Below are 21,234 nucleotides of genomic sequence, written 5' to 3' on the forward strand. Positions count from 1 at the left end.
GCCGCGTTGAGTCGGCGCCGATTAAAGTTAAGACGCTATTTCCATTCGAAGATTTTCCACGATGGAATCAGCATATCCGGCTGGTCGGAACGGATGAAATTGGCATCAGTACCATCAGCGCGCACTAAAAAGTACGGCGGTGCTCCTTTTGGGGTGACCTTGATGGCATAGAGAAAACCGTTTTGACGGTATTCCTGGATCGTTTTATCGCCTTCCGTGCGAATGGTTACGTCTGGGTCAGCTGTGACTGCTTCATCGGCTGCGAAGGTTAGCAGCGGAGTGAATGCAAACAAGCCGGTCAGCAACAGGCGATTTAGTGTGCGCATGATAACCTTGTCCCTTTGTCGTCATTGGTCCGGACATTCTAGCGCCGGACTCGCCGAAAAGGTTGATCCTGCTCATGAGCCAAGCTCCCCTCGTCCTGGTGGACGGTTCTTCATATCTGTACCGCGCCTTCCATGCGCTGCCGCCGCTGACTACGTCCAAGGGGCTGCCGACAGGTGCCGTGAAGGGCGTGCTGAACATGCTTAAAAGCCTGCGCAAACAGTACCCGGACAGTCCGTTTGCGGTGGTTTTCGATGCCAAGGGCGGAACATTTCGCGATGAAATGTTCGCCGAATACAAGGCTAATCGCCCAAGCATGCCCGATGACATGCGGGTCCAGATCGAGCCCCTGCACGCCAGCGTTATCGCGCTGGGTTTCCCTTTGCTGTGCGTCGAAGGTGTCGAGGCCGACGATGTCATCGGCACGCTGGCCCGCAGCAGCGCGGCGGCAGACCGCCCGGTAGTGATCTCGACGGGCGACAAGGACATGGCGCAACTGGTCGATGGCCACATCACCCTGGTCAATACCATGACCGGCAGCGTGATGGACATCGAGGGTGTGAAAGAGAAGTTTGGCGTTTCGCCCGAGCAGATCATCGATTACCTGGCCCTGATGGGCGACTCGTCCGATAACATTCCCGGGGTTCCGGGCATTGGTCCGAAGACCGCATCCGGCTTGCTGGTGGGTGTGGGCGGCGGTCTGGTCGACCTGTACGAGAAGCTCGATATCGTGCCGACCTTGCCGATCCGGGGCGCCAAAAACCTCCCGGCCAAGCTCGAAGAACACCGGGAAATGGCGTTTTTGTCGTACCGGCTCGCCACGATCAAAATTGATGTGCCATTGGATATCGGTCTTGAAGACCTGCACCTCAAGCAGCCAGATTGCGAAAAGCTGATCGAGTTGTACACCGAGCTGGAATTCAAAAGCTGGATTGCCGAGGTGGAGCGCGATGCCAAGCGCGCCGGCCAGGTCATTGTCCATGAAGAGCCTGCGCCGCCTGCTGAAGAGCAGCAGTACGAAACTATCCTGGATCAGGCGCGCTTTGACGTATGGCTGAAAAAGCTTAACGACGCCAAGTTGATTGCTTTCGATACTGAAACCACCGGCCTGGATGCGCAGCAGGCGCAGTTGGTGGGGCTGTCGTTTGCAGTCAAGCCGGGCGAAGCGGCCTACATTCCGCTGACCCACTCCTATATGGGCGTGCCGGAGCAACTGGATCGCGATTCGGTATTACGAGCCCTCAAACCGCTGCTCGAAGACCCGGACAAAGCCAAAGTGGGCCAGCACGCCAAGTTCGACATGAACATCCTGGCCAACTGCGCCATCGGTGGTGATCAGGCCTGCGGGATCATGGTGCAGGGCGTCGCTTTTGACACCATGCTCGAATCCTATGTGCTCGACTCCACTGCCACGCGTCACGATATGGACAGCCTGGCGCTGAAATACCTGGGCCATAGCACCACCAGCTTCCAGGACATTGCCGGCAAGGGCGTGAAGCAACTGACCTTTGACCAGATCTCGCTGGAGCAGGCCGGACCTTACGCCGCTGAAGATGCCGACGTGACCCTGCGTTTGCATCAGGCACTGCACGAAAAACTGCTGGCGATCCCGAGCCTGAACAAGGTGCTGACAGACATTGAGATGCCGCTGGTGCCTGTACTGGCGCGTATTGAGCGCCAGGGCGCGCTGGTGGACGCCAACCTGCTGGGTATTCAGAGCGTTGAGCTGGGTGACAAACTGGTCGCGCTGGAACGTGAGGCGTTCGCCATCGCCGGCGAAGAATTCAACCTCAGCTCCCCCAAGCAATTAGGTGTGATTCTGTACGAAAAGCTCGGTTTGCCGATTATCAGCAAAACCGCCAAGGGCCAGCCTTCGACCGCTGAAGCGGTGCTGGCTGAATTGGCCGAGCAGGACTTCCCGTTGCCCAAGGTGCTGATGCAGTACCGCTCTATGAGCAAACTGAAAAGCACCTATACCGATCGCCTGCCTGAGCAGATCAATCCTCGTACAGGCCGGATTCATACGTCCTACCACCAGGCTGTTACCGCGACCGGACGTTTGTCCTCCAGCGATCCAAACTTGCAGAACATTCCTATCCGTACTGCCGAAGGCCGTCGGATTCGTCAGGCGTTTGTGGCGCCTAAAGGCTACAAACTGCTGGCAGCGGACTACTCGCAAATCGAGCTGCGGATCATGGCCCACCTGGCCAAGGATGAAGGCTTGTTGCACGCCTTCCGCAATAACCTGGACGTGCACAGCGCCACTGCCGCCGAAGTATTCGGCGTCGAGCTGGGTGATGTCACTGTCGATCAGCGCCGTAGCGCCAAGGCAATCAACTTCGGCCTGATCTATGGCATGAGCGCGTTCGGCCTGGCCAAGCAGATCGGTGTCGACCGCAAACAGTCCCAGGCCTACATCGACCGCTATTTCGCCCGCTACCCGGGTGTTCTGGATTACATGGAGCGCACCCGCACCCAGGCGGCCGAGCAAGGCTATGTCGAGACCATCTTTGGTCGTCGCCTGTACTTGCCGGACATCAACGCAAAAAACCCGGCGCTGCGCAAAGGCGCAGAGCGGACTGCAATTAACGCCCCGATGCAGGGCACTGCTGCGGACATCATCAAGAAAGCCATGGTGGCTGTGGATAACTGGCTGACGGCTTCAGGCCTGGATGCCCGGGTCATTCTGCAAGTACACGATGAATTGGTGCTTGAAGTGCGTGAAGACCTGGTGGATCAGGTGCGCGATGAAGTTCGTATCCACATGAGCGAAGCCGCGAAGCTCGATGTGCCGCTGCTGGTTGAAGTGGGTGTGGGCAACAATTGGGATGAGGCGCACTAAGGGGCTGCAGGTGAAATTGCGGGCCTGTCAGTCAGGGAAAACCCGGGTTTATTGCAAATGGTTATTAGCCCTCTGGAACTAACCAGCCCTTCGCCACTCAGATTTACTGAATGGGTGGTGAAGCCCTTCAAAGCTCCTGATGTTGTGTTAAGTGTTGGCAGATATCTGGAGCGCGCCCTAGCGTTCCAGTACTTGAACCCCGAACTTCTTCCCCCAATACGAAGTCCGGGGTTTTTTTTGCCTGGAATTTCTTACTCGCTGGCCTCGACCACTTCTTCGCCTTTGTTCGGCAGTTCCATCCAGCGTGCCAGCACGGTGTACGCCTCTTCCAGGCCCATGCGTTTCGGGGTGGAGAACAACTGGATGGTCACTGCATCGCCCCACTGCTTGCGAATATCAGCCTGGATTTTGAGCAGGGTATTTTTTGCTGCGCCGTACGTCAGTTTGTCGGCTTTGGTCAGCAAAATGTGCATCGGCATGCCGCTCGAAACGGTCCAGTCGAGCATCAACAGGTCGAAATCGGTCATTGGATGACGGATATCCATCATCAAAATCACGCCTTTGAGGCTTTCACGGCTGCCGAAATAGGCTTCCAGGTGACGCTGCCAATGCAGCTTCAGCGGGATTGGCACCTTGGCATAACCATAACCCGGCAGGTCGACCAGGCGACGTTCTTCGTCCAGCTGGAAGAAGTTCAGCAGCTGTGTGCGCCCCGGAGTTTTCGAGGTGCGCGCCAGGCTGGCATGGGTCAAAGTGTTGAGTGCGCTGGACTTGCCGGCGTTGGAGCGCCCGGCAAACGCGACTTCAAAGCCTTCGTCGTCGGGGCATTGATCAACTTTGGCGGCGCTGAGCATGAAGGTAGCCTGTTGGCACAGACCGAGAATGGGGTTCTTGAGTTGCATGGGATTTCCGATGTGAGCGGCGTCAGGAATGGACGCGGCGAGCGTGTCGTTTCCGTTTCAGTGGCGCCAGTATATAATGCCGCAGATTTTGTGTGCGCTTTGTCCCAGCGTAGGATGAAGAACACGGGAGCGATAAACCTAGGTTGCGCATTAGAACGCAGCAAGCTCCCAACCCTGAAAAGGTCGTTTTATGACGAAATGGCTGCTAGCTGCCGGTATCTTGATGCCACTTTAACAGCACTCAGGCTACACAGGATCCGGAAGCCGTGTACAACCGCGTTTGTATTGTCTGCCAGCTGGTCAACTGCCCGTAGCACCGAAATCCGGTGATCGGGAAGCCTCAAGGCCAAGGACAGGATGATATGGAAGCGCTGGTGCAACACGTGACCCAGGGTTTCAAGGCGATGCCGCCGCGTGGTTTGTGCATGGACTGCAGTGTCGAGGATTACCGGTCAACCATCCTGTGGGTGAACGAGTAAGCCCGGCCCATAACTCTTTAACCCTTAGCCGTAGTTGGATTAGCTGATGAACAAATTACTCGTGAGTCTGCTGTTGACCTTGGGCGTCGCCGGTATTGCCCAGGCTGCAGCCACCGCCGTTGTCGGCGATGCTGCTGCAGGTCAGGCAAAAACCGCTGTATGTGGCGCGTGTCACGGTCCGGACGGCAATAGCATGGCGCCAAACTTCCCCAAGCTGGCCGGGCAAGGTGACCGTTACCTGCTCAAGCAGCTGCACGAAATCAAGGACGGCAAGCGCCAGGTTCTGGAAATGACCGGTTTGCTGACCAACCTGAACGATCAGGATCTCGCGGATATCGCGGCCTATTACTCCAGTCAGAAAAACTCGGTGGGTGCTGCTGACCCGGCGCTGGTTGCCCGTGGCGAAGCCCTGTTCCGTGGCGGCGACCTGCAAAAAGGCATGCCTGCGTGCACCGGTTGCCACTCCCCGGACGGCCAGGGCAATGCTGCCGCCGGCTTCCCGCACCTGGGTGGCCAGCACGCCAGCTACATCGAGAAACAACTTACCGACTTCCGCGAAGGCGAGCGCACCAACGACGGTGACTCGATGATCATGCGCGGTATTGCTGCGAAGTTGAGCAACAAGGACATCAAGGCACTGGCCAGCTACATACAGGGGCTGCACTAAGGGTCGATCAGGCCGGGATGCAACCTTCGGCCGTGTTAACGATCGTTTAATCCTTGACTGTGAACCTGAAAGGGCAGCTTCGGCTGCCCTTTTTCGTAGCATCTGCCGCTACACTACCGAACTCAAGCCAGAACGGACCTGTCTGAAGACAGGTCACGTTGAAGCGACCTTATTTGCCCAGGAGTAAAGCATGCGTAATCTGATTCTCAGCGCCGCTCTCGTCAGTGCCAGTCTGTTTGGCATGACCGCTCAAGCTGCCGATGTACCGCTTGAAGCCGGTAAGACCTACGTCGAATTGTCCAACGCTGTTCCGGTTGCAGTGCCCGGCAAGATCGAAGTGGTTGAGTTGTTCTGGTACGGCTGCCCGCATTGCTTCGCGTTCGAACCGACCATCAATCCATGGGTTGAGAAGCTGCCGGCAGACGTTAACTTTGTCCGCATCCCGGCCATGTTCGGCGGCATCTGGGACGTTCACGGTCAACTGTTCCTCACCCTCGAAGCCATGGGGGTAGAAGACAAGGTTCATAAAGCGGTCTTTGAAACCATCCACAAAGCTTCCCTGAACGACAAGTCCGGGAACCTGCTGAAAACTCCGGAAGAAATGGCTGAATTCCTGGCGGCTCAAGGCGTGGATAAAGCCAAGTTCCTGAGCACCTACAACTCCTTCGCCGTTGCCGGTGCGGTGCAGAAGGCCAAAGATAAAGCCAAGGCCTATCAAATCTCCGGCGTTCCGACCATGGTCGTGGATGGCAAGTACCGATTCGATCTGGGTACTGCCGGTGGCCCGGAACAGGCACTCAACGTGGCTGATCAACTGATCGCCAAAGAGCGGGCCGCCAAGTAACAGGGGGCCTTGCCGTGCGCGGCTGGAAAAGCAAACGCATCGTTGGCCTGCATGAACCGCAGGTCAACGAGGATCATCTGGCTGCCTGCGGGCTGCCGGATGATCGGCGTTTGCGGCTGCTAAGTTTCAATATCCAGGTCGGTAACAGCACTCAAAGTTATCGTCATTACCTGACCCGCAGTTGGCAGCATGTACTGCCACACAAAGGGCGGGCCGGTAACCTGGACAAGATTGGCGACTTGTTGAGCGACTTTGATCTGGTCGCGTTGCAGGAAGCCGATGGTGGTAGCCACCGATCCGGCTACATCAATCAGGTCAAGTACCTGGCCCAACAAGGCGAATTCCCTTACTGGTATCAACAGCTCAATCGCAATCTGGGGCGACTGGCGCAGCATAGCAATGGCGTGCTCAGCCGCTTGCGTCCTACGGCGATTGAAGATCATCCCTTGCCCGGCCCTGCGGGTCGTGGCGCGATTTTAGTGCGCTTTGGTACCGGCCCTGATGCGCTGGCCGTCGTGGTCATGCACCTGGCGCTGGGGACTAAAGTACGAAACCTGCAACTGGCCTACATTCGCGAGCTGGTTAGCGGTTATCAGCACCAGGTGCTGATGGGCGACATGAACACCAATGCCACCGATCTGCTCCAGACCTCGCCCCTGCGTGACCTCGGTTTGCTGGCGCCACAAATGCAAGCCACTTTCCCAAGTTGGCGCCCGCAGCGCTGTCTTGATCATATTTTGCTCAGCCCCAGCCTGACCCTTGAGCGTGTGCAGGTGCTGGACCAGCCTATCTCTGACCATTTGCCGGTGGCAGTTGAAATCCGTTTGCCGGGAATGGTGGGCAGCGATTCACTGCCGATGTTGAGCGGCTCGCCTTCATGAGCTCCGACGACGCCAATCGCTGGAAAGAGAAGTACCTTTTAAGCATCGAGCGCCAAGACAAACTTGAGCGGCGCTGGAATGCGCGGCTCGACCTGCTGCGCAGGGGCCTGGTGCGCAGTACCCTGGCGGCGGAAGGGACAGACCGCACCGTTGATCAATGCATGAAGGAAATGCGCGAAGCGGTACGCACTGACGAGATGGACGCGGCATTGGCGACCTTGCTGCCCCGTCTCGAAAAAGCCGTACTCGACTCCGAACAACGCCGCGAAACCCGGGTTGCGCAAATCAGTACTGCGCTTAATACCCTGGTCACTCAACTGCAGGCGTTGCCGTTGCCCCGTGAAGTCAGCAAGCCGCTCAAGGCATTTGCCAGGCAGCTCGACAGCCGGGCTGGCCAGGCCCGTGAGATACCGCTGTTGCTGGACGAGTTGAGTAACTTGCAGGGACTTGCCCTGGCGCCGCAACGCCAGGCACCGGAATCGTCCAAACCGGGCTTGTTACAGCGTCTGTTCGGTGCTCAAGACCCAGACAAAATCCAGCCCGAAGTCGTTGCGGTACCGGCAGCACAAGCCACGGCACCGCCAGTCATGCTGCAGCCGATGGTTGCCAAGTTGCCTGCAGCGCCGGTGTTGCCACAGGCTGAGAGCCAGCCGCCGGTGTCTGAGCAGCCGCAACCGGCGCCAATGGAGTACGCGCAGTCCTTGCCTGAGTACGCTCAAAAGGCGCCTGAACAGCCCCTTGCCGTACTCGAAGTGCCCGCACCCGATGAGCCGGAAGAACAAGCTCTCTGCGGTGCCCTGGAGTCGGTGGTGGCTCTGGTCGATGCAGAGAACAGTCTGCCTGAGGCGCCGGTCGAGTCGCTCACCCTTGAACCTGACGACAGTGCTGAACTGCCTGAATCGGTAGACCCGGTTGCGGCTGCGCCGCCGGAGCCTGATACCGTCTATGCACTGCCTGAAAGCCCGGAGCCCTCATACAGCTCGGTGGCGGCGCATATCGAGTCAACCCTGCTGGGTCTGCTAAGTGACCTGTCGTTGCCGGAGCATCACCGCCCGCAAGCCGAAGCCATGAAAGCTCGTCTTGAAAAAGGGCTCAACTGGTACGAGTTACTACCGATCCTCGACGATCTTGCAGTCTTGATGCTGGCCGTCACTGACAGTGACCAGCATGAGTTCGAGGCGTATCTAAAACAGCTCAACGAGCGGCTCGAGTCATTCCAGAACAGCCTTCAGGCGGCCAGTGAAGGGCACACTGAAGGTCGATCTGCCGCGGCTGACTTGAACAATCAATTGCGCGAACAGGTCGACGGGCTGCAAAACAGCGTTCAGGGCGCGGTTGACCTGAGCAGTCTCAAACACATTCTGGAAAATCGCCTGGAAGGCCTGCTGGGCACGCTGGATCAACACCAGCAGCAGCGTGATGCGCGCGAGCAAGACGTCGCAGCACACCTGCAAGCATTGGCCGAGCGGGTGGTGCAAATGGAGCAGCAGGCCCAGGACTTTCGCGAGCACCTGGAAGAGCAGCGGCAAAAAGCCCTGCTCGATCCCCTGACCGGTTTGCCCAATCGGGCGGCCTGGGGCGAGCGGCTGGCATTTGCAGTCGCACGCTGGCAAACACAGGGCAACTCGTTGTTGATCGCCATGCTCGATCTCGACCATTTCAAGCGGATCAATGATGGTTATGGGCATCTGGCAGGCGACAAAGTGCTCAAGATCATTGCCAATCAACTCCGCAGGCAACTGCGCCCGGGTGATTTTATCGCCCGGTTCGGCGGTGAAGAGTTTGTCCTGTTGATCCCTGACGCTACGCCGGCCATGGGCCTGGCGCTGCTCGAAAAACTGCGACTGGCCATTGCCGACTGTCCGTTCCACTTCAGGGGCGAGCCGGTAACCATCACCGCCTCCATCGGGGTCTCGGCGTTCAAGGCGGGTGACCGCAGCGAGTCTGTACTCAAGCGTGCAGACGAAGCCCTGTATCGGGCCAAGCATAACGGGCGAAATCGCATTGAGTCCGAGCTTCAGGAGCTGCTCTGAAGGTCTGAGGGCTCAGGTTCAGATGCATCCGCAGCCAGTAAGGTATGCTGGTGTATTAACATTTTACTGTGTTGTGTCTGCCCATGAAATTTTCCGCGCTTCTAGTCTTTATTGCCCTGCTGGCGGGTTGTGCCAGCGGTCCCCGCATGGATACCAGCCATCCTTCGGCCAACCACGACAGCCGCGTGCAGTTCGTGGTCCTTCACTACACCTCGACCTCCCTTGAGCGTTCACTGCAATTGCTGACCAGCGGGCCGGTGAGCAGCCACTATCTGATTGGTGATACCCCGCCAACCATTTACAAGCTGGTGGACGAAAACCAGCGGGCCTGGCACGCCGGTGAAAGTCAGTGGAACGGCCGCACCTGGCTCAACTCCAGTTCCATCGGCATTGAAATCGTCAACAAGGGTTTCCGCGATACGCCCAACGGGCGGGTCTGGTATCCCTACACTGAAGGTCAGATCCAGTCGGTGATCGCCCTGCTTAAAGACATCACGACGCGCTACAAAATCGATCCGCACAACATCATTGGTCACAGTGACATAGCGCCGTTGCGCAAGCTTGATCCGGGGCCGCTGTTTCCCTGGAAGCGCCTGGCCGAAGCCGGCTTTGGAGTCTGGCCGCAGGCCCAGGCCGTAGCCCGGGAGCAGGCCCTGTTTGCCAACGCACTGCCAAGTATTAGCTGGTTTCAGCAGCAGTTGGCCCTGTTGGGCTACGAGACCCCCCAGACCGGTGAGCTGGACGTTGCCACTCGCCACGTCCTGGCGGCCTTCCAGATGCATTTCCGGCCAGCGCTGTTTGATGGCACGCCCGATGCCGAAAGCGCGGCCATTTTGAAAGTGCTGAACACCCAGGCCAAGCGATGACCGCGCGAGCGCTATAACAGCGGCAGGGCCATGTAGAACTGGGTGCCCTGGCCAGGGCGTGAGTAGACGCCGATCCGCCCGCCGTGGAGCTGGACGATTTCCTTGCACAGCGCCAGCCCCAGGCCGGCGCCGCCTTTTTTGCGACCTACCTGCACGAAGGGCTCGAAAATCCGCCCTTGTTGGCCATAGGCAATGCCTTCGCCATTGTCTTCAATACTGATGATCACCCGCTCGCCATGCCGCCGCGCCTGCAGGCGAATCTGCCCACCGCTGGCCGTGTGGCGCAAGGCATTGTCCAGCAGGTTATCAATGACCCGTTCGAGCTGTGGCTGGTCGGCATTCAACACCGGTAGCGGTGGCTGCAGGTCGACCTGCAACTCGATCCCCTTGGCTGCCGCGCGGGCCGCGAAGCGGGTCCGGGCGTCTTCGAGCATGTCCGGGAGGTCGCAGGGGGCCAGCGTCAGCTTTTGCATGCCATTTTGATAGCGGGAAAAATTCAGCAGGTCATTGATCAACTGCATCAGCCGCTGCATTTCTTCATTGACGGTGTTGAGCAGGTCGGTTTCACGGGACTGCGGATCAAAACGCGCCCGCTCCATAAACAAGCCAAAGGCCATATGCATACCGGTGACCGGGGTGCGCAATTCGTGTGAGGCACGCAGTACGAACTCGCTGCGTACCCGTTCAAAGGCCCGCTGCTCGGTGACATCATGCAACACCATTACAGCACCAAGAATCGGTCCTTTGGGCTGGCTGACCGGGGTCAGGCTGTAGGTCAATAGGCGTTTTTCACCCTCTATATCGACGCTCAAGTCTTCCGGGGCTCGTTCCAGGTTGCCGCCACGCAAGACCGTGAGCAATTGCTGATCGAGCTCCGGGCGCATCAGCGCCTCGCCCAGCGGCTGACTGAGGCGGCTCTGATCCCAGCCCAACTGGCGTTGCGCGACCGGATTCAGATGCTCGAGGCGGCCTTGCTGATCAATCATCAGCAACCCGTCGTCAATACTGTCGAGCACCGCCTGAAGCCGTTGCTGGCCCGCCAGCAGTTCGTCGACATTGGTTGCCTGATGTTGGCGCAGTGCTTCGGCCATGATCCCGAAACGCCGGGTCAGCAGGTTCATCTCGGTGGCCGAGGAGAGTGGCAGCACCACCTCGAAGTTGCCTTTGCCTATATTGTCGGCGGCTTTGGCCAATGCTTCGATCGGCGCGCCAAAACGTCGGGCAATGCCGTGGGCGGTAATAAAACCTATGGTCAGTACCGCAAGCCCTACCAGGCCCAGAAGCAAGGCAATGATCAGGGCCCGGTCCCGGGCGGAGGCCTGGGCGCTATAGATGTTTTCGAGGGCCTTGCGGTGCTCGGTAATCAGGCCGTTGCGCAACAGGTTGAAGCGGTTCCTCAGCTCGTTGTCAGTACTCAGGTCAGGGGTGTTGGGTTGAGCCGGGTTGAGGGCTTTGAGGAAGCTTTCGTAGTCCGTACGGGCCTGGGTAAAGCCGCTGTGCAGATTGTTTTTGCGCTCATGCTCGATGCCCTCGTCGAGCAGTTTCAGGTATTCCCGGGTTGATGCTTGCAGCGCTTTGGGGTCTTGCTGATTACGCAGCAGCAGAATCAGCTGGTCACCCAGGCTTTGACGCAGCTTCAGGCCCAGATCGAGGGTGATGAAGTTATTGCGGATCAGCGCCTCCTGGGTCTTGGCCATTTGCATCACACTGACGACGCCAAGCAGGAGCCCGAGCAGCGCCACCGTAATCAGTGCAGAAATGCTTAGAAACAGCCGGGTTCGCAGCTTGATCGCAAGTTTCATCGTATGCGGCTCACAAGTTGTACTGCTTGCGCTTGCGATAGAGTGTCGAAGCGTCGATGCCCAGGGTTTTTGCTGCCTGGTCCAGGGTTTCACTCGTGGCCAGTACCGCACCGATGTGGGCTTTTTCCAGCTGGTCGAGACTCAGTGCCGCACCAATGCGCGGAGTGTTGGGCGTGGTTTGCTCGGCCATGCCCAGATGGCTGACTTCAACCACTTCCTGCGGGCAAATGATGCTCGCACGTTCAACCACGTTGCGCAGCTCGCGAATGTTGCCGGGCCAGCGGTAATTGGCCAGCGCCAGTCGGGCTTCTTCGCTGAAGCCCCGGGCTGGGCGAGCGTACTCTTTAACGAAGCGGGCCAGAAAGCGATCGGCCAGGGTCAGAATGTCTTCACTGCGCTCGCGTAGCGGCGGCAGGTGCAGGGTGATGACGTTCAGGCGGTAGAGCAGGTCTTCACGAAAGCGCCCGTCGCGAACCATGTCTTCAAGATTGAGGTTGGTGGCCGCCAGGATGCGCACATCGGCGCGCCGGGTCACGGGGTCGCCGACCCGCTCGTAGGCCTTGTCCTGAATGAAGCGCAGCAGTTTTGGCTGCAATGTCAGGGGGAAGTCGCCGATCTCATCGAGAAACAATGTACCGCCGTCCGCCTGGTTGACCCGGCCCAGTGTGCTTTCACTGGCGCCGGTGAAGGCGCCGCGGGTGTGGCCGAACAGTTCGCTCTCCATCAACTCGGCTGTCAGCGACGGGCAGTTGATGGTTACACAGGATTTCTTGGCCCGTTTGCTCCAGCCATGGATGGCTTGGGCCAGTTCGCCTTTACCGGTGCCGGATTCACCGAGAATCAAGATGTTGGCATCGGTGCCTGCTACCTGGCGCGCGGTTTCCAGCACCGCCATCATGGCCGGGCTGTGAGAGTCGAGCCCGTCTTTAGGCTTGCGAATTTCACCTTCCAGGGCTTCGAGGCGGGCGGAAAGCTGGCGTACTTCCAATTGTTTGGCGGTGGCCAGACGCAACTGATCAGGGCTGCAGGGTTTCACCAGATAATCGGCGGCGCCTGCCTGAATGGCATCCACGGCGGTGTCCACAGCCGAGTGGGCAGTCACTATCACGACCCGCATCCATGGCGCCTGAATGCGCATATGGGCCAGGACATCCAGGCCATTGTCTTCACCCAGACGCAAATCCAGAAAACACAGGTCGAATACTTGTCGCTGCAGCAGCGCATCGGCTTGTGCCGCACTGTTGGCGGTGGCAACGGTGTAACCCTCGTCTTCGAGGCAATAGCGAAATGTACGCAGGATGGCGGACTCGTCGTCCACCAGCAGAATGCGGCCCTGGTGCTCTTTGGCTGTATCCATTTCCTGCCTTCCTCTATGAGTGTTCATGGTTAGTGTCGGAATAATCGGGCAAGTTGCATGATTTTTTCACGATTTTTTAAGAGGCTAGCAGGGAAGGCCTTTGGCTGCATTGCCTAACTAGATGATTTAGAAGCTTTTAAACCTGAATGGACGCAGCAGGTGAGTGCTCATTGGTGCCTCTGTGCCTCACGCAAGCCTTCAGGGCTCTACACAGATCGTGCAGAACGCACGACAGTCTCGGCAGCATCGTGCAGGATGCGCGCACAGCTGTCTTTTTAAAGCGTTTAACTCGTTGATTTATAAGGATTTATTTATTTTATAAAAGCTGGCATGCAGCCTGCAATAACTCAGGTATAGACGCCGTACAGATCAGTCATGACTGGCGGACCATTCCCTGAATTGACCACCGAGTGGCAGGAGTTTGAGCATGCATCGCCAAGGTTTCGCCAGCTTTCATATTTCGCCACTGCACCTGCAGCAGGGTCTGTTCGCCAGCCTTGCTTTGGTGGTGACCCTGATCGGTGGTCAGCAACTGGTTCGCTGGGAGCAAGCGTCGCAGCCTGTGGCCGCGCCCTTGCCTGTTGTCGCCTATCAGCAACAACACTTCAGTACGATCAAGTCGAGTGCACTGAATGCGCGAGTCACTGCCGCGGACAGTTATGCACTGACCGCCGCCGAAGAGACGCAAACAGCTAATTCGCAACCTGCACCGGAACGTTGGGTGTTTTAAGTGTTCACAGTTTTGAGGCCCTTGCTGGCATCGGAATGCACCATTGGTATTAGGCTATTCCCACAGTAATAAGGAGAAACACCATGTTGAGTTGGGCAGTTACCTTCCTGATCATCGCCATCATCGCTGCTGTACTGGGCTTTGGTGGTATAGCGGGCACCGCGACCGGCATTGCCAAGATTCTCTTTGTCGTATTCCTGGTGATGTTCGTGGTGTCCTTCATCTTTGGCCGTCGTGGTAAAGGTTGATCATGCTTAGCCGATCCCTGAAGGCATTGGCCGCTGCCCTGTTGGTGGGCAGCAGTGCCATGGCCCTGGCCGCAAACGATGGCCAGTCGCACGCTAACCAGTTACTCAGCGATCCTGACTACCGTGAGGCCTGGCAACAGGTGGTGAAGAAGGAGGAGCGTTTGCCCGAGTGGGTGATGAACCTCTCCGGTGCGGCCGAGCAAATGAATGCCGTGACTGAAAATGGCGACAAGTATCTGGTCGGTCCTTTATGTGAGACCGCCGATACCTGCACGACCGGGCGCCTGATTGTCGCCGTCAGTTTTGACAAGAAACACGCTTATGCAATGTTGGTTGAGGTGCCGGCCGGTCTGCCTGCAGACAAATCCCCGACACGTCACGCCGACTACCGCTTTTTGGGTCAGCCGGACGAAGGTGTACAGGCCATGCTTAAAGAGCAGTTAAAGAAAGACCCGAATTGGTACTGAGGGGCACGGCTCTTTGATTTTTTGGGAGCAGGTTCGCTTTTTCAGACACGACAGCCCAGGTTTTCTCTGGGCTTTTTTGTGTCTGCAGGGTCGCTGCATACATAGCTAATGCATTGTCTGTTCTCATTATTTTGCAAAGTATCGACGGGGCAGGAACAACCTCTGAACCCCGACCGTATATCGACCGGATACAAAATCTTTTCTTCAGAATTCCCGATTAATGCAATGGGATATTTCTTAATTGTTTGACGCTTTTTCGTCGCTATTTACGGCCACAAAAGACCTTGAAACAGCCGGTGTGCGGCACTTATGTCGTCTATTCTTAACTTTCCTCAGCCCATGTTCATGAAGTCTTGTCGGACAAAACCCATGCCGATTCGGCATGGGGTAGGCGTTTACGGCATTAGACGGTTTACTCCGGCATGGGAATAGTTGCGCCTTTTTTCGCCTGCCAAAGAGCCTGTCCGGTTCGATTTGGGCGACCTTCTACGGGGGTGCAGGCTTTCGATTTTTGCGCTTTGAGCGCTCTGGTCAAAGCCTTCACCCGAGTCCACTTGAAGTAAGGGTAATGACATGAAGAAGGCAAAACTTAGCCTCGCCTGGCAGATCCTAATCGGTCTGGTCCTCGGGATTGCAATCGGCGCGCTGCTCAACCACTTCAGTGCCGAAAAAGCCTGGTGGATCAGCAACGTTCTGCAACCTGCCGGCGATATCTTTATCCGTCTGATCAAGATGATCGTGATCCCAATCGTGATTTCCTCACTGGTTGTCGGGATTGCAGGCGTGGGTGATGCGAAGAAGCTGGGTCGCATCGGTCTTAAAACCATTCTTTACTTCGAGGTGGTAACCACCATCGCGATTCTGGTCGGTCTGGTGCTGGCCAACGTGTTCCACCCGGGCGCCGGGATCGACATGAGCACGCTGGGCACGGTCGATATTTCCAAGTATCAGGCCACTGCTGCTGAAGTGACCCATGAGCATGCGTTCATTGAAACCATCCTCAACCTGATTCCGTCGAACATCTTCGCAGCCATGGCTCGCGGTGAGATGCTGCCGATCATCTTCTTCTCGGTACTCTTCGGCCTCGGCTTGTCGAGCCTGAATGCCGAACTGCGCGACCCGCTGGTGAAAACCTTCCAGGGCGTGTCCGAGTCGATGTTCAAAGTGACTCACATGATCATGAACTACGCGCCAATCGGTGTGTTTGCGCTGATCGCCGTGACCGTTGCCAACTTCGGTTTTGCCTCTCTGGTGCCGCTGGCCAAACTGGTATTGCTGGTTTACGCCGCCATTCTGTTCTTCGCCTTTGCCGTGCTGGGCCTCATCGCCAAGCTGTTTGGCTTCTCGGTAATCAGGTTGATGCGCATCTTCAAGGATGAGCTGGTTCTGGCTTACTCCACCGCCAGCTCCGAAACCGTGCTGCCGCGCGTGATCGAGAAGATGGAAGCCTACGGCGCGCCGAAAGCCATTTGCAGCTTCGTGGTACCGACCGGCTACTCCTTCAACCTGGACGGCTCGACGCTGTATCAAAGTATCGCGGCGATATTTATCGCGCAGCTGTACGGCATCGACCTGTCGATCAGCCAGCAACTGCTGCTGGTACTGACCCTGATGGTTACCTCTAAAGGCATCGCCGGTGTACCGGGCGTATCCTTCGTAGTGCTGCTGGCCACTCTGGGCAGCGTGGGCATCCCGCTTGAAGGCCTGGCCTTTATCGCCGGTGTCGACCGTGTGATGGACATGGCCCGTACCGCCCTGAACGTGATTGGTAACGCCCTGGCGGTACTGGTTATTTCGCGCTGGGAAGGTATGTACGACGACGCCAAGGGCGAGCGCTACTGGAACTCGCTGCCGCACTGGCGCAGCAAGGAAGCCCTGCCAAAAGGCGAATAATCGTCCCTCGGCAGCTGCACCCGCACAAACCCCGGACTTGTCCGGGGTTTGTTGTTTCTGCGGTCTGGCCGCTATCATTCGGCGTATCTTCCAGGAGTTCACTCGATGCTCAACGGCCTATGGCTCAGCTTTTTCGTGGTCGCTACGGTATCGGCGCTTGTCCAGTGGCTGGTGGGCGGCAATGCCGGGATCTTTGCGGCCATGGTGGAAAGTATCTTTGCCATGGCCAAGCTGTCGGTCGAGGTGATGATTCTTTTGTTCGGCACCTTGACCCTGTGGCTGGGATTCCTGCGCATCGCTGAAAAAGCCGGCATCGTCGACTGGCTGGGCAGGGCGCTGGGACCGCTGTTCAAGCGCCTGATGCCCGAAGTGCCGCCCGGGCATCCGGCACTGGGGTTTATCACCTTGAACTTCGCGGCCAACGGCCTGGGCCTGGACAATGCCGCCACGCCCATTGGCCTCAAGGCCATGCGGGCACTGCAAGAACTCAATCCAAGCCCGACCAGCGCGAGCAATGCGCAAATCCTGTTTCTGGTGCTCAACGCCTCGTCCCTGACCCTGTTGCCGGTGACGATCTTCATGTATCGCGCTCAGCAGGGCGCAGCCGACCCTACCCTGGTGTTCCTGCCGATCCTGCTGGCGACCAGCGCCTCGACGCTGGTAGGCCTGCTCTCGGTGGCCTTCATGCAGCGCTTGCGACTGTGGGACCCGGTGGTACTGGCCTATCTGGTACCCGGGGCGTTGATTCTGGGCGCGTTCATGGCGTTGCTGGCGAGCCTGTCGGCTGCAGCGCTGGCGAGTTTGTCCTCGATCCTCGGCAATCTGACGCTGTTCGGGCTGATCATGCTGTTTCTGGTGATTGGCGCGCTGCGCAAGGTCAAGGTCTACGAGGCGTTCGTCGAAGGGGCCAAAGAGGGCTTCGATGTCGCCAAGAACCTGCTGCCCTATCTGGTGGCCATGCTGTGTGCGGTGGGCGTGTTGCGGGCTTCTGGTGCGCTGGATTTCGGCCTGGACGGAATTCGCCATGTGGTCGAGTGGCTGGGCATGGATACGCGCTTTGTCGATGCGTTGCCGACGGCAATGGTCAAGCCGTTCTCGGGCAGTGCGGCGCGGGCCCTGTTGATCGAAACCATGCAGACCCAAGGGGTGGACAGCTTTCCGGCGCTGGTCGCCGCGACGGTGCAGGGCAGTACTGAAACCACCTTTTATGTGCTGGCCGTTTACTTCGGCGCCGTGGGCATCCAGCGTGCCCGCCATGCAGTGGGTTGTGCCTTGCTCGCCGAGTTTTCGGGCGTAGTGGCAGCGATCGCGGTGTGCTACTGGTTCTTCGGTTAATCCTCAAACTACCGATGGCAAGACGGCTTCCACAGGTGTTGTGGGGGCCGGCTTGCCAGCGATAAAGGGCTCAGCGTTGCGCCTGCCCTTGCTGCACCACCCACTGCACCACTTGCGGCATCAGCGTGTCAGCGGCCTGGCCAAAACCTGCAACAACCCCCGGCACCATCGGATTGCTCAGTGGCTGGCGTGCTTCAAAGCGCCTGGACGCCAGCACCCGCTGATCGCTGCTGCGCACCAGCCGGGCGTTGTACTGAATCAGCACCTCGGGGCTTTTACCGTTATAGCGGGTCTGGAACGCCAGTAACTCTCCGCCTAACTCGTAATCGGCCTGCAGGTTGCTGTCGTCGGTGCTCAGCCCCTGAATCCGGCCATCCTGCAAGAACGCATCGAGCAAGCGATTGCGCAGCAGCACAGGCGCCGGATCGCTCCAGCGCGCGCCTTTGTAATTGCTGATCAGATTGCCCTCGGGCACCACCGCAATGTTCTGGCTGTTCAGCGCGTTGCTGGCCATCGGTTTTTCGAGTCGCAGCGACCAGTTAACCGGCGCGCCACGGCTGGCGGCGAGCGGCGCCTGGGCATAGGGCAGCCAATACACGTCAACCTGCTCGGGCTTGGGCAATATCGAACAGGCGCTGAGCAGGCTCAGACTGGCAGCCAGGACGATTGAACCTGCCAGGCGATAAGTACGGGTCATGGCGTGAATTCCTTGTTCTGTTCGCGGCCCAGCAGGTAACCGCTTGGATTGGCTTCCAGGCGCCGCGAAATCGAGCGTAATGTGCCGAGGGTTTCGCGCAGCTCATTGACGGCCGGGCCCAGCTGATTGAGGCCCTGCAGGCCGCTGTTGAGCGACTGTTCATTGTTGTTGATCAACAGATTGATGGTTGCAGTGCTCTGTTGCAGCGACTTCATGGCCTGTTCGGCACTGCTGAACATCTGCTGGCCCTGGTTGCTCAACATGCCATTGGCGTTGCGCATCAGTGCGGTGGTTTGCTCCAGGGTGCCGCTGGCCTGTTTGCTGACCTGGGCCAGCTGTTTCATCATCTGGCTGATATCGTCACGCTGGCTGGCAATGGCAGAGGTGGTCTGCTCCAGGTTTTCCAGAGTCTTGCCCACACGGTTGACGTTGTCGTGGGAGAACAGGCGGTTGGCGTTATGCAGCAGGATGTTGATATTGGCCAGCATGTCATTGCCATCGGTGAGCAACCGGGCAATCGGGGAGGGGGTGGCCACGATGGTGGGCAGTTTGCCGTTTACACCTTTGAGGTCCGGGCTGTTCGGGTCGCCACCGCTGAGCTGGATGATCGAGGTGCCCGTCACGCCCGTAAGCGCCAGCTTGGCCTTGGTGTCGACCTTGACCGGGGTGCCGGCGGCCAGACGAATCCGGGCCAGTACGCGGCGCGGGTCCTTGTCATCCAGACGCAGTTCTATGACATCGCCGACCTTGATCCCGTTGTATTGCACCGAGCTGCCTTTGGACAAGCCACTGACAGCCTCGTTGAATACCACTTCGTAATCCTTGAAGGTGCTGTCCATGCTGGCCTTGGCCAGCCACAGGCCAAACAGCATGGCCCCGACTATGACCAGAACGCTGAACAGGCCGATCAATACATGATGGGCACGGGTTTCCATGTTATTGCTCCTTGATCTTGGTTGCCGCTTCGTATGCAGCGCGGCCGCGGGGGCCATGGAAATATTCATGAATCCACGGGTCGTCGTAGTCTTCGACCTGCTTGATAGGGGCGGCCACCAACACCCGTTTTTGCGAGAGCACCGCTACCCGGTCGGTGATGGTGTACAGCGTGTCCAGGTCGTGGGTCACGAGAAATACGCTCAGACCCATCGCGTCACGCAAGGTCAGGATCAACTGGTCAAACGCCGCTGCGCCAATGGGGTCCAGCCCGGCGGTAGGTTCATCCAGAAACAGAATGTCCGGATCCAGTGCCAGTGCCCGGGCCAGTGCCGCGCGCTTGATCATCCCGCCTGACAGCATGGACGGGTATTTGTCAGCGGCGGACAGGGGCAGCCCGGCCAGCGCCAGCTTTACGCACGCCAGATGCTCTGCATCGGGGCGGCTCAGCCCCGCGTGTTCGATCAGGGGCAGGGCGATGTTTTCCGTCACGGTCAGCGAAGAAAACAGCGCGCCGCTCTGGAACAACACGCCAAAACGCCGCTCAATCTTCGAACGCGCCTCTTCCGGCAGGCTTAACAGGTCCTGGCCGAACACCCGGACCTGGCCTTCAGTCGGTCGCCTTAGCCCGACAATACTGCGCAACAGTACCGACTTGCCGGTGCCGGAGCCGCCGACCACGCCGAGGATCTCGCCCTTGTACACATCCAGGTCGAGGTTCTCGTGCACAGCCTGGCTGCCAAACCGGTTACACAGACCCCGTACTTCGATTATCGCCTCGCGGGGCGCTTGCATTGGCCCACTCACCAGCCCATCTCCATAAAGAACAACGCAGCCACGGCGTCGAGGACGATCACGATAAAGATCGATTGCACCACGCTGGACGTGGTGTGCTCGCCCACAGATTCGGCGCTGCCGCTGACTTTAAAGCCCTCAAGGCAGCCCACTGCAGCGATCAGAAAGGCAAAGAACGGTGCTTTGACCATGCCCACCAAAAAGTGCTGAACGCCGATATCGGAGTGCAACAGCGATATGAACATGTCGGGGGAAATGCCCAGCGAGACCACGCACACCACCGCGCCACCGAGGATGCCGGCCATCATGGCCAGAAAGGTCAGCAGCGGCAGCGCGATAAGCAGTGCCAAAACCCGTGGCAGCACCAGCAAATCCATGGGGTCGAGGCCCAGAGTGCGAATAGCGTCGATCTCTTCGTTGGCTTTCATCGAGCCGATTTGTGCCGTAAAGGCGCTGGCCGTCCGGCCTGCCAGCAGGATGGCGGTGAGCAACACGCCAAACTCGCGCAGGAAGGAGAAGGCAACCAGATCTACGGTAAAGATCCCCGCACCAAAGTTGGCCAGCACCGTGGCACCGAGAAAGGCCACCACCGCGCCCACCATGAAGGTCAACAACACCACAATCGGCGCGGCGTTGAGGCCGATCTGCTCGATATGCGCCACCATGGGGGTAATGCGCCACTGTTTTGGCCGGAACAGGTTGCGCGCCAGGGTTTGCAGAATCAGTCCGATGAAGCCCAGCAACTGCAGCGAGTCTTGCCACAGCTTGTAGACCGCGCCGCCGATACGGCTCAACAACAGGATGCAGATGTTCTGCTGGGGGACTTTGACCGGCACACAGAAGTCGCGCAGTGAGGCGTAGACCGTTTGCAGCAGGGCACGGTCAGCGGCGGGAAGTTTGTGTGCGGTGTCGGTCAGCTGGCTGACGCGTTCGGCGCCCAACAGGTCCACCAGCAACGACGCCCCTGCAGTATCGATGCTGGACACTTCATCCAGATCAATTGCGGTTTGAGCGTCGTACTGACCGGCCAGTTGCTCGGTCTGCTGTTTGAGCCGGGTGTAATGGGCCAACGTCCAGTCGCCGCTGATACGCAGCCGCGCCGGATTGCTGGAAGTGTCTAGTTGGGCATTGCCCGCCAT

General features: G+C 58.4%; 19 protein-coding genes and 1 pseudogene. 12 read left to right on the top strand and 8 right to left on the bottom strand.

Translation table 11 applies throughout. The features are described 5' to 3' along the window. Positions 1–35: 35 nt before the first annotated feature. Positions 36–326 carry a DUF2782 domain-containing protein gene (locus JQ845_RS17885; protein WP_003437683.1) on the bottom strand — a complete coding sequence of 97 codons (291 nt, stop codon included), beginning with the start codon at positions 324–326 and terminating at the stop codon, positions 36–38. Between the two features lie 74 nt (positions 327–400). Between JQ845_RS17885 and polA the strand changes: the two genes are divergently transcribed. Beyond that, on the top strand, positions 401–3,166 hold the full coding sequence (gene polA / locus JQ845_RS17890) for a DNA polymerase I (protein ID WP_203009313.1): 2,766 nt from the start codon (positions 401–403) through the stop codon (positions 3,164–3,166). A gap of 251 nt (positions 3,167–3,417) precedes the next feature. On the opposite strand, the gene yihA is transcribed toward polA, so the two are convergent. After that, entirely contained in the window at positions 3,418–4,068 is a 651-nt protein-coding gene (gene yihA / locus JQ845_RS17895) for a ribosome biogenesis GTP-binding protein YihA/YsxC (protein WP_003437678.1), read from the bottom strand. Between the two features lie 190 nt (positions 4,069–4,258). On the opposite strand from yihA, the pseudogene JQ845_RS17900 reads away from it, so the two are divergent. The 6 genes and pseudogenes from JQ845_RS17900 (at position 4,259) to JQ845_RS17925 (ending at position 9,838) form a co-directional block, all read left to right on the top strand. After that, positions 4,259–4,547: pseudogene (locus JQ845_RS17900) on the top strand (c-type cytochrome). A 46-nt stretch (positions 4,548–4,593) separates the two neighbouring features. Next, positions 4,594–5,214: a c-type cytochrome gene (locus tag JQ845_RS17905; protein ID WP_003437669.1), complete on the top strand. Its 621-nt coding sequence runs from the start codon at positions 4,594–4,596 to the stop codon at positions 5,212–5,214. Between the two features lie 190 nt (positions 5,215–5,404). Continuing rightward, positions 5,405–6,058 carry a thiol:disulfide interchange protein DsbA/DsbL gene (locus JQ845_RS17910; RefSeq protein ID WP_160626506.1) on the top strand — a complete coding sequence of 218 codons (654 nt, stop codon included), beginning with the start codon at positions 5,405–5,407 and terminating at the stop codon, positions 6,056–6,058. Between the two features lie 14 nt (positions 6,059–6,072). Further along, the gene (locus tag JQ845_RS17915; RefSeq protein WP_160626508.1) at positions 6,073–6,939 is read left to right on the top strand and encodes an endonuclease/exonuclease/phosphatase family protein; all 867 of its coding nucleotides are present in this window, start codon (positions 6,073–6,075) and stop codon (positions 6,937–6,939) included. After that, positions 6,936–8,972 carry a GGDEF domain-containing protein gene (locus JQ845_RS17920; RefSeq protein ID WP_203009314.1) on the top strand — a complete coding sequence of 679 codons (2,037 nt, stop codon included), beginning with the start codon at positions 6,936–6,938 and terminating at the stop codon, positions 8,970–8,972. Before JQ845_RS17915 ends, JQ845_RS17920 begins: the two co-directional genes overlap by 4 nt. 83 nt (positions 8,973–9,055) lie before the next feature. Next, positions 9,056–9,838, top strand: coding sequence for an N-acetylmuramoyl-L-alanine amidase (locus JQ845_RS17925; protein WP_202210185.1), 783 nt, complete (start codon positions 9,056–9,058; stop codon positions 9,836–9,838). Between the two features lie 11 nt (positions 9,839–9,849). Here the strand turns inward: JQ845_RS17925 and JQ845_RS17930 are convergent, their stop codons facing one another. After that, entirely contained in the window at positions 9,850–11,640 is a 1,791-nt protein-coding gene (locus JQ845_RS17930) for an ATP-binding protein (protein ID WP_003437664.1), read from the bottom strand. A gap of 10 nt (positions 11,641–11,650) precedes the next feature. Then, positions 11,651–12,997 (bottom strand): sigma-54-dependent response regulator transcription factor AlgB, encoded by a 1,347-nt coding sequence (gene algB / locus JQ845_RS17935; protein ID WP_003437663.1) that lies wholly within the window; start codon positions 12,995–12,997, stop codon positions 11,651–11,653. 427 nt (positions 12,998–13,424) lie between these two features. Here algB and JQ845_RS17940 point away from each other — a divergent pair, with 427 nt between their 5' ends. The 5 genes from JQ845_RS17940 (at position 13,425) to JQ845_RS17960 (ending at position 17,670) form a co-directional block, all read left to right on the top strand. After that, the gene (locus JQ845_RS17940; RefSeq protein ID WP_010656774.1) at positions 13,425–13,727 is read left to right on the top strand and encodes a hypothetical protein; all 303 of its coding nucleotides are present in this window, start codon (positions 13,425–13,427) and stop codon (positions 13,725–13,727) included. 83 nt (positions 13,728–13,810) lie between these two features. After that, entirely contained in the window at positions 13,811–13,975 is a 165-nt protein-coding gene (locus JQ845_RS17945) for a DUF1328 domain-containing protein (RefSeq protein ID WP_003437658.1), read from the top strand. Between the two features lie 2 nt (positions 13,976–13,977). Then, positions 13,978–14,442, top strand: a complete 465-nt coding sequence (locus tag JQ845_RS17950; RefSeq protein WP_010656775.1) for an inhibitor of vertebrate lysozyme family protein — start codon at positions 13,978–13,980, stop codon at positions 14,440–14,442. Between the two features lie 573 nt (positions 14,443–15,015). Continuing rightward, a complete protein-coding gene (gltP, locus tag JQ845_RS17955; protein WP_003437653.1) occupies positions 15,016–16,335 on the top strand; it encodes a glutamate/aspartate:proton symporter GltP in 1,320 nt (439 codons plus the stop codon). A gap of 105 nt (positions 16,336–16,440) precedes the next feature. After that, complete coding sequence (locus tag JQ845_RS17960) at positions 16,441–17,670, top strand: nucleoside recognition domain-containing protein (protein ID WP_003437651.1); 1,230 nt, start codon at positions 16,441–16,443, stop codon at positions 17,668–17,670. A gap of 70 nt (positions 17,671–17,740) precedes the next feature. On the opposite strand, the gene JQ845_RS17965 is transcribed toward JQ845_RS17960, so the two are convergent. The 4 genes from JQ845_RS17965 to JQ845_RS17980 are packed head-to-tail and all read right to left on the bottom strand — an operon-like array spanning position 17,741 to position 21,234. Continuing rightward, positions 17,741–18,367 carry an ABC-type transport auxiliary lipoprotein family protein gene (locus tag JQ845_RS17965; protein ID WP_161719174.1) on the bottom strand — a complete coding sequence of 209 codons (627 nt, stop codon included), beginning with the start codon at positions 18,365–18,367 and terminating at the stop codon, positions 17,741–17,743. Further along, complete coding sequence (locus tag JQ845_RS17970; protein ID WP_003437645.1) at positions 18,364–19,302, bottom strand: MlaD family protein; 939 nt, start codon at positions 19,300–19,302, stop codon at positions 18,364–18,366. The genes JQ845_RS17965 and JQ845_RS17970 overlap by 4 nt, the downstream gene beginning before the upstream one ends. Before the next feature lies 1 nt (position 19,303). Continuing rightward, positions 19,304–20,095, bottom strand: coding sequence for an ABC transporter ATP-binding protein (locus tag JQ845_RS17975; RefSeq protein WP_003437642.1), 792 nt, complete (start codon positions 20,093–20,095; stop codon positions 19,304–19,306). Between the two features lie 8 nt (positions 20,096–20,103). Then, on the bottom strand, positions 20,104–21,234 hold the full coding sequence (locus JQ845_RS17980; protein ID WP_003437638.1) for an ABC transporter permease: 1,131 nt from the start codon (positions 21,232–21,234) through the stop codon (positions 20,104–20,106).

The sequence above is a fragment of the Pseudomonas paraversuta genome, assembly GCF_904063065.1.
GTDB classification, from domain to species: Bacteria; Pseudomonadota; Gammaproteobacteria; order Pseudomonadales; family Pseudomonadaceae; genus Aquipseudomonas; species Aquipseudomonas paraversuta.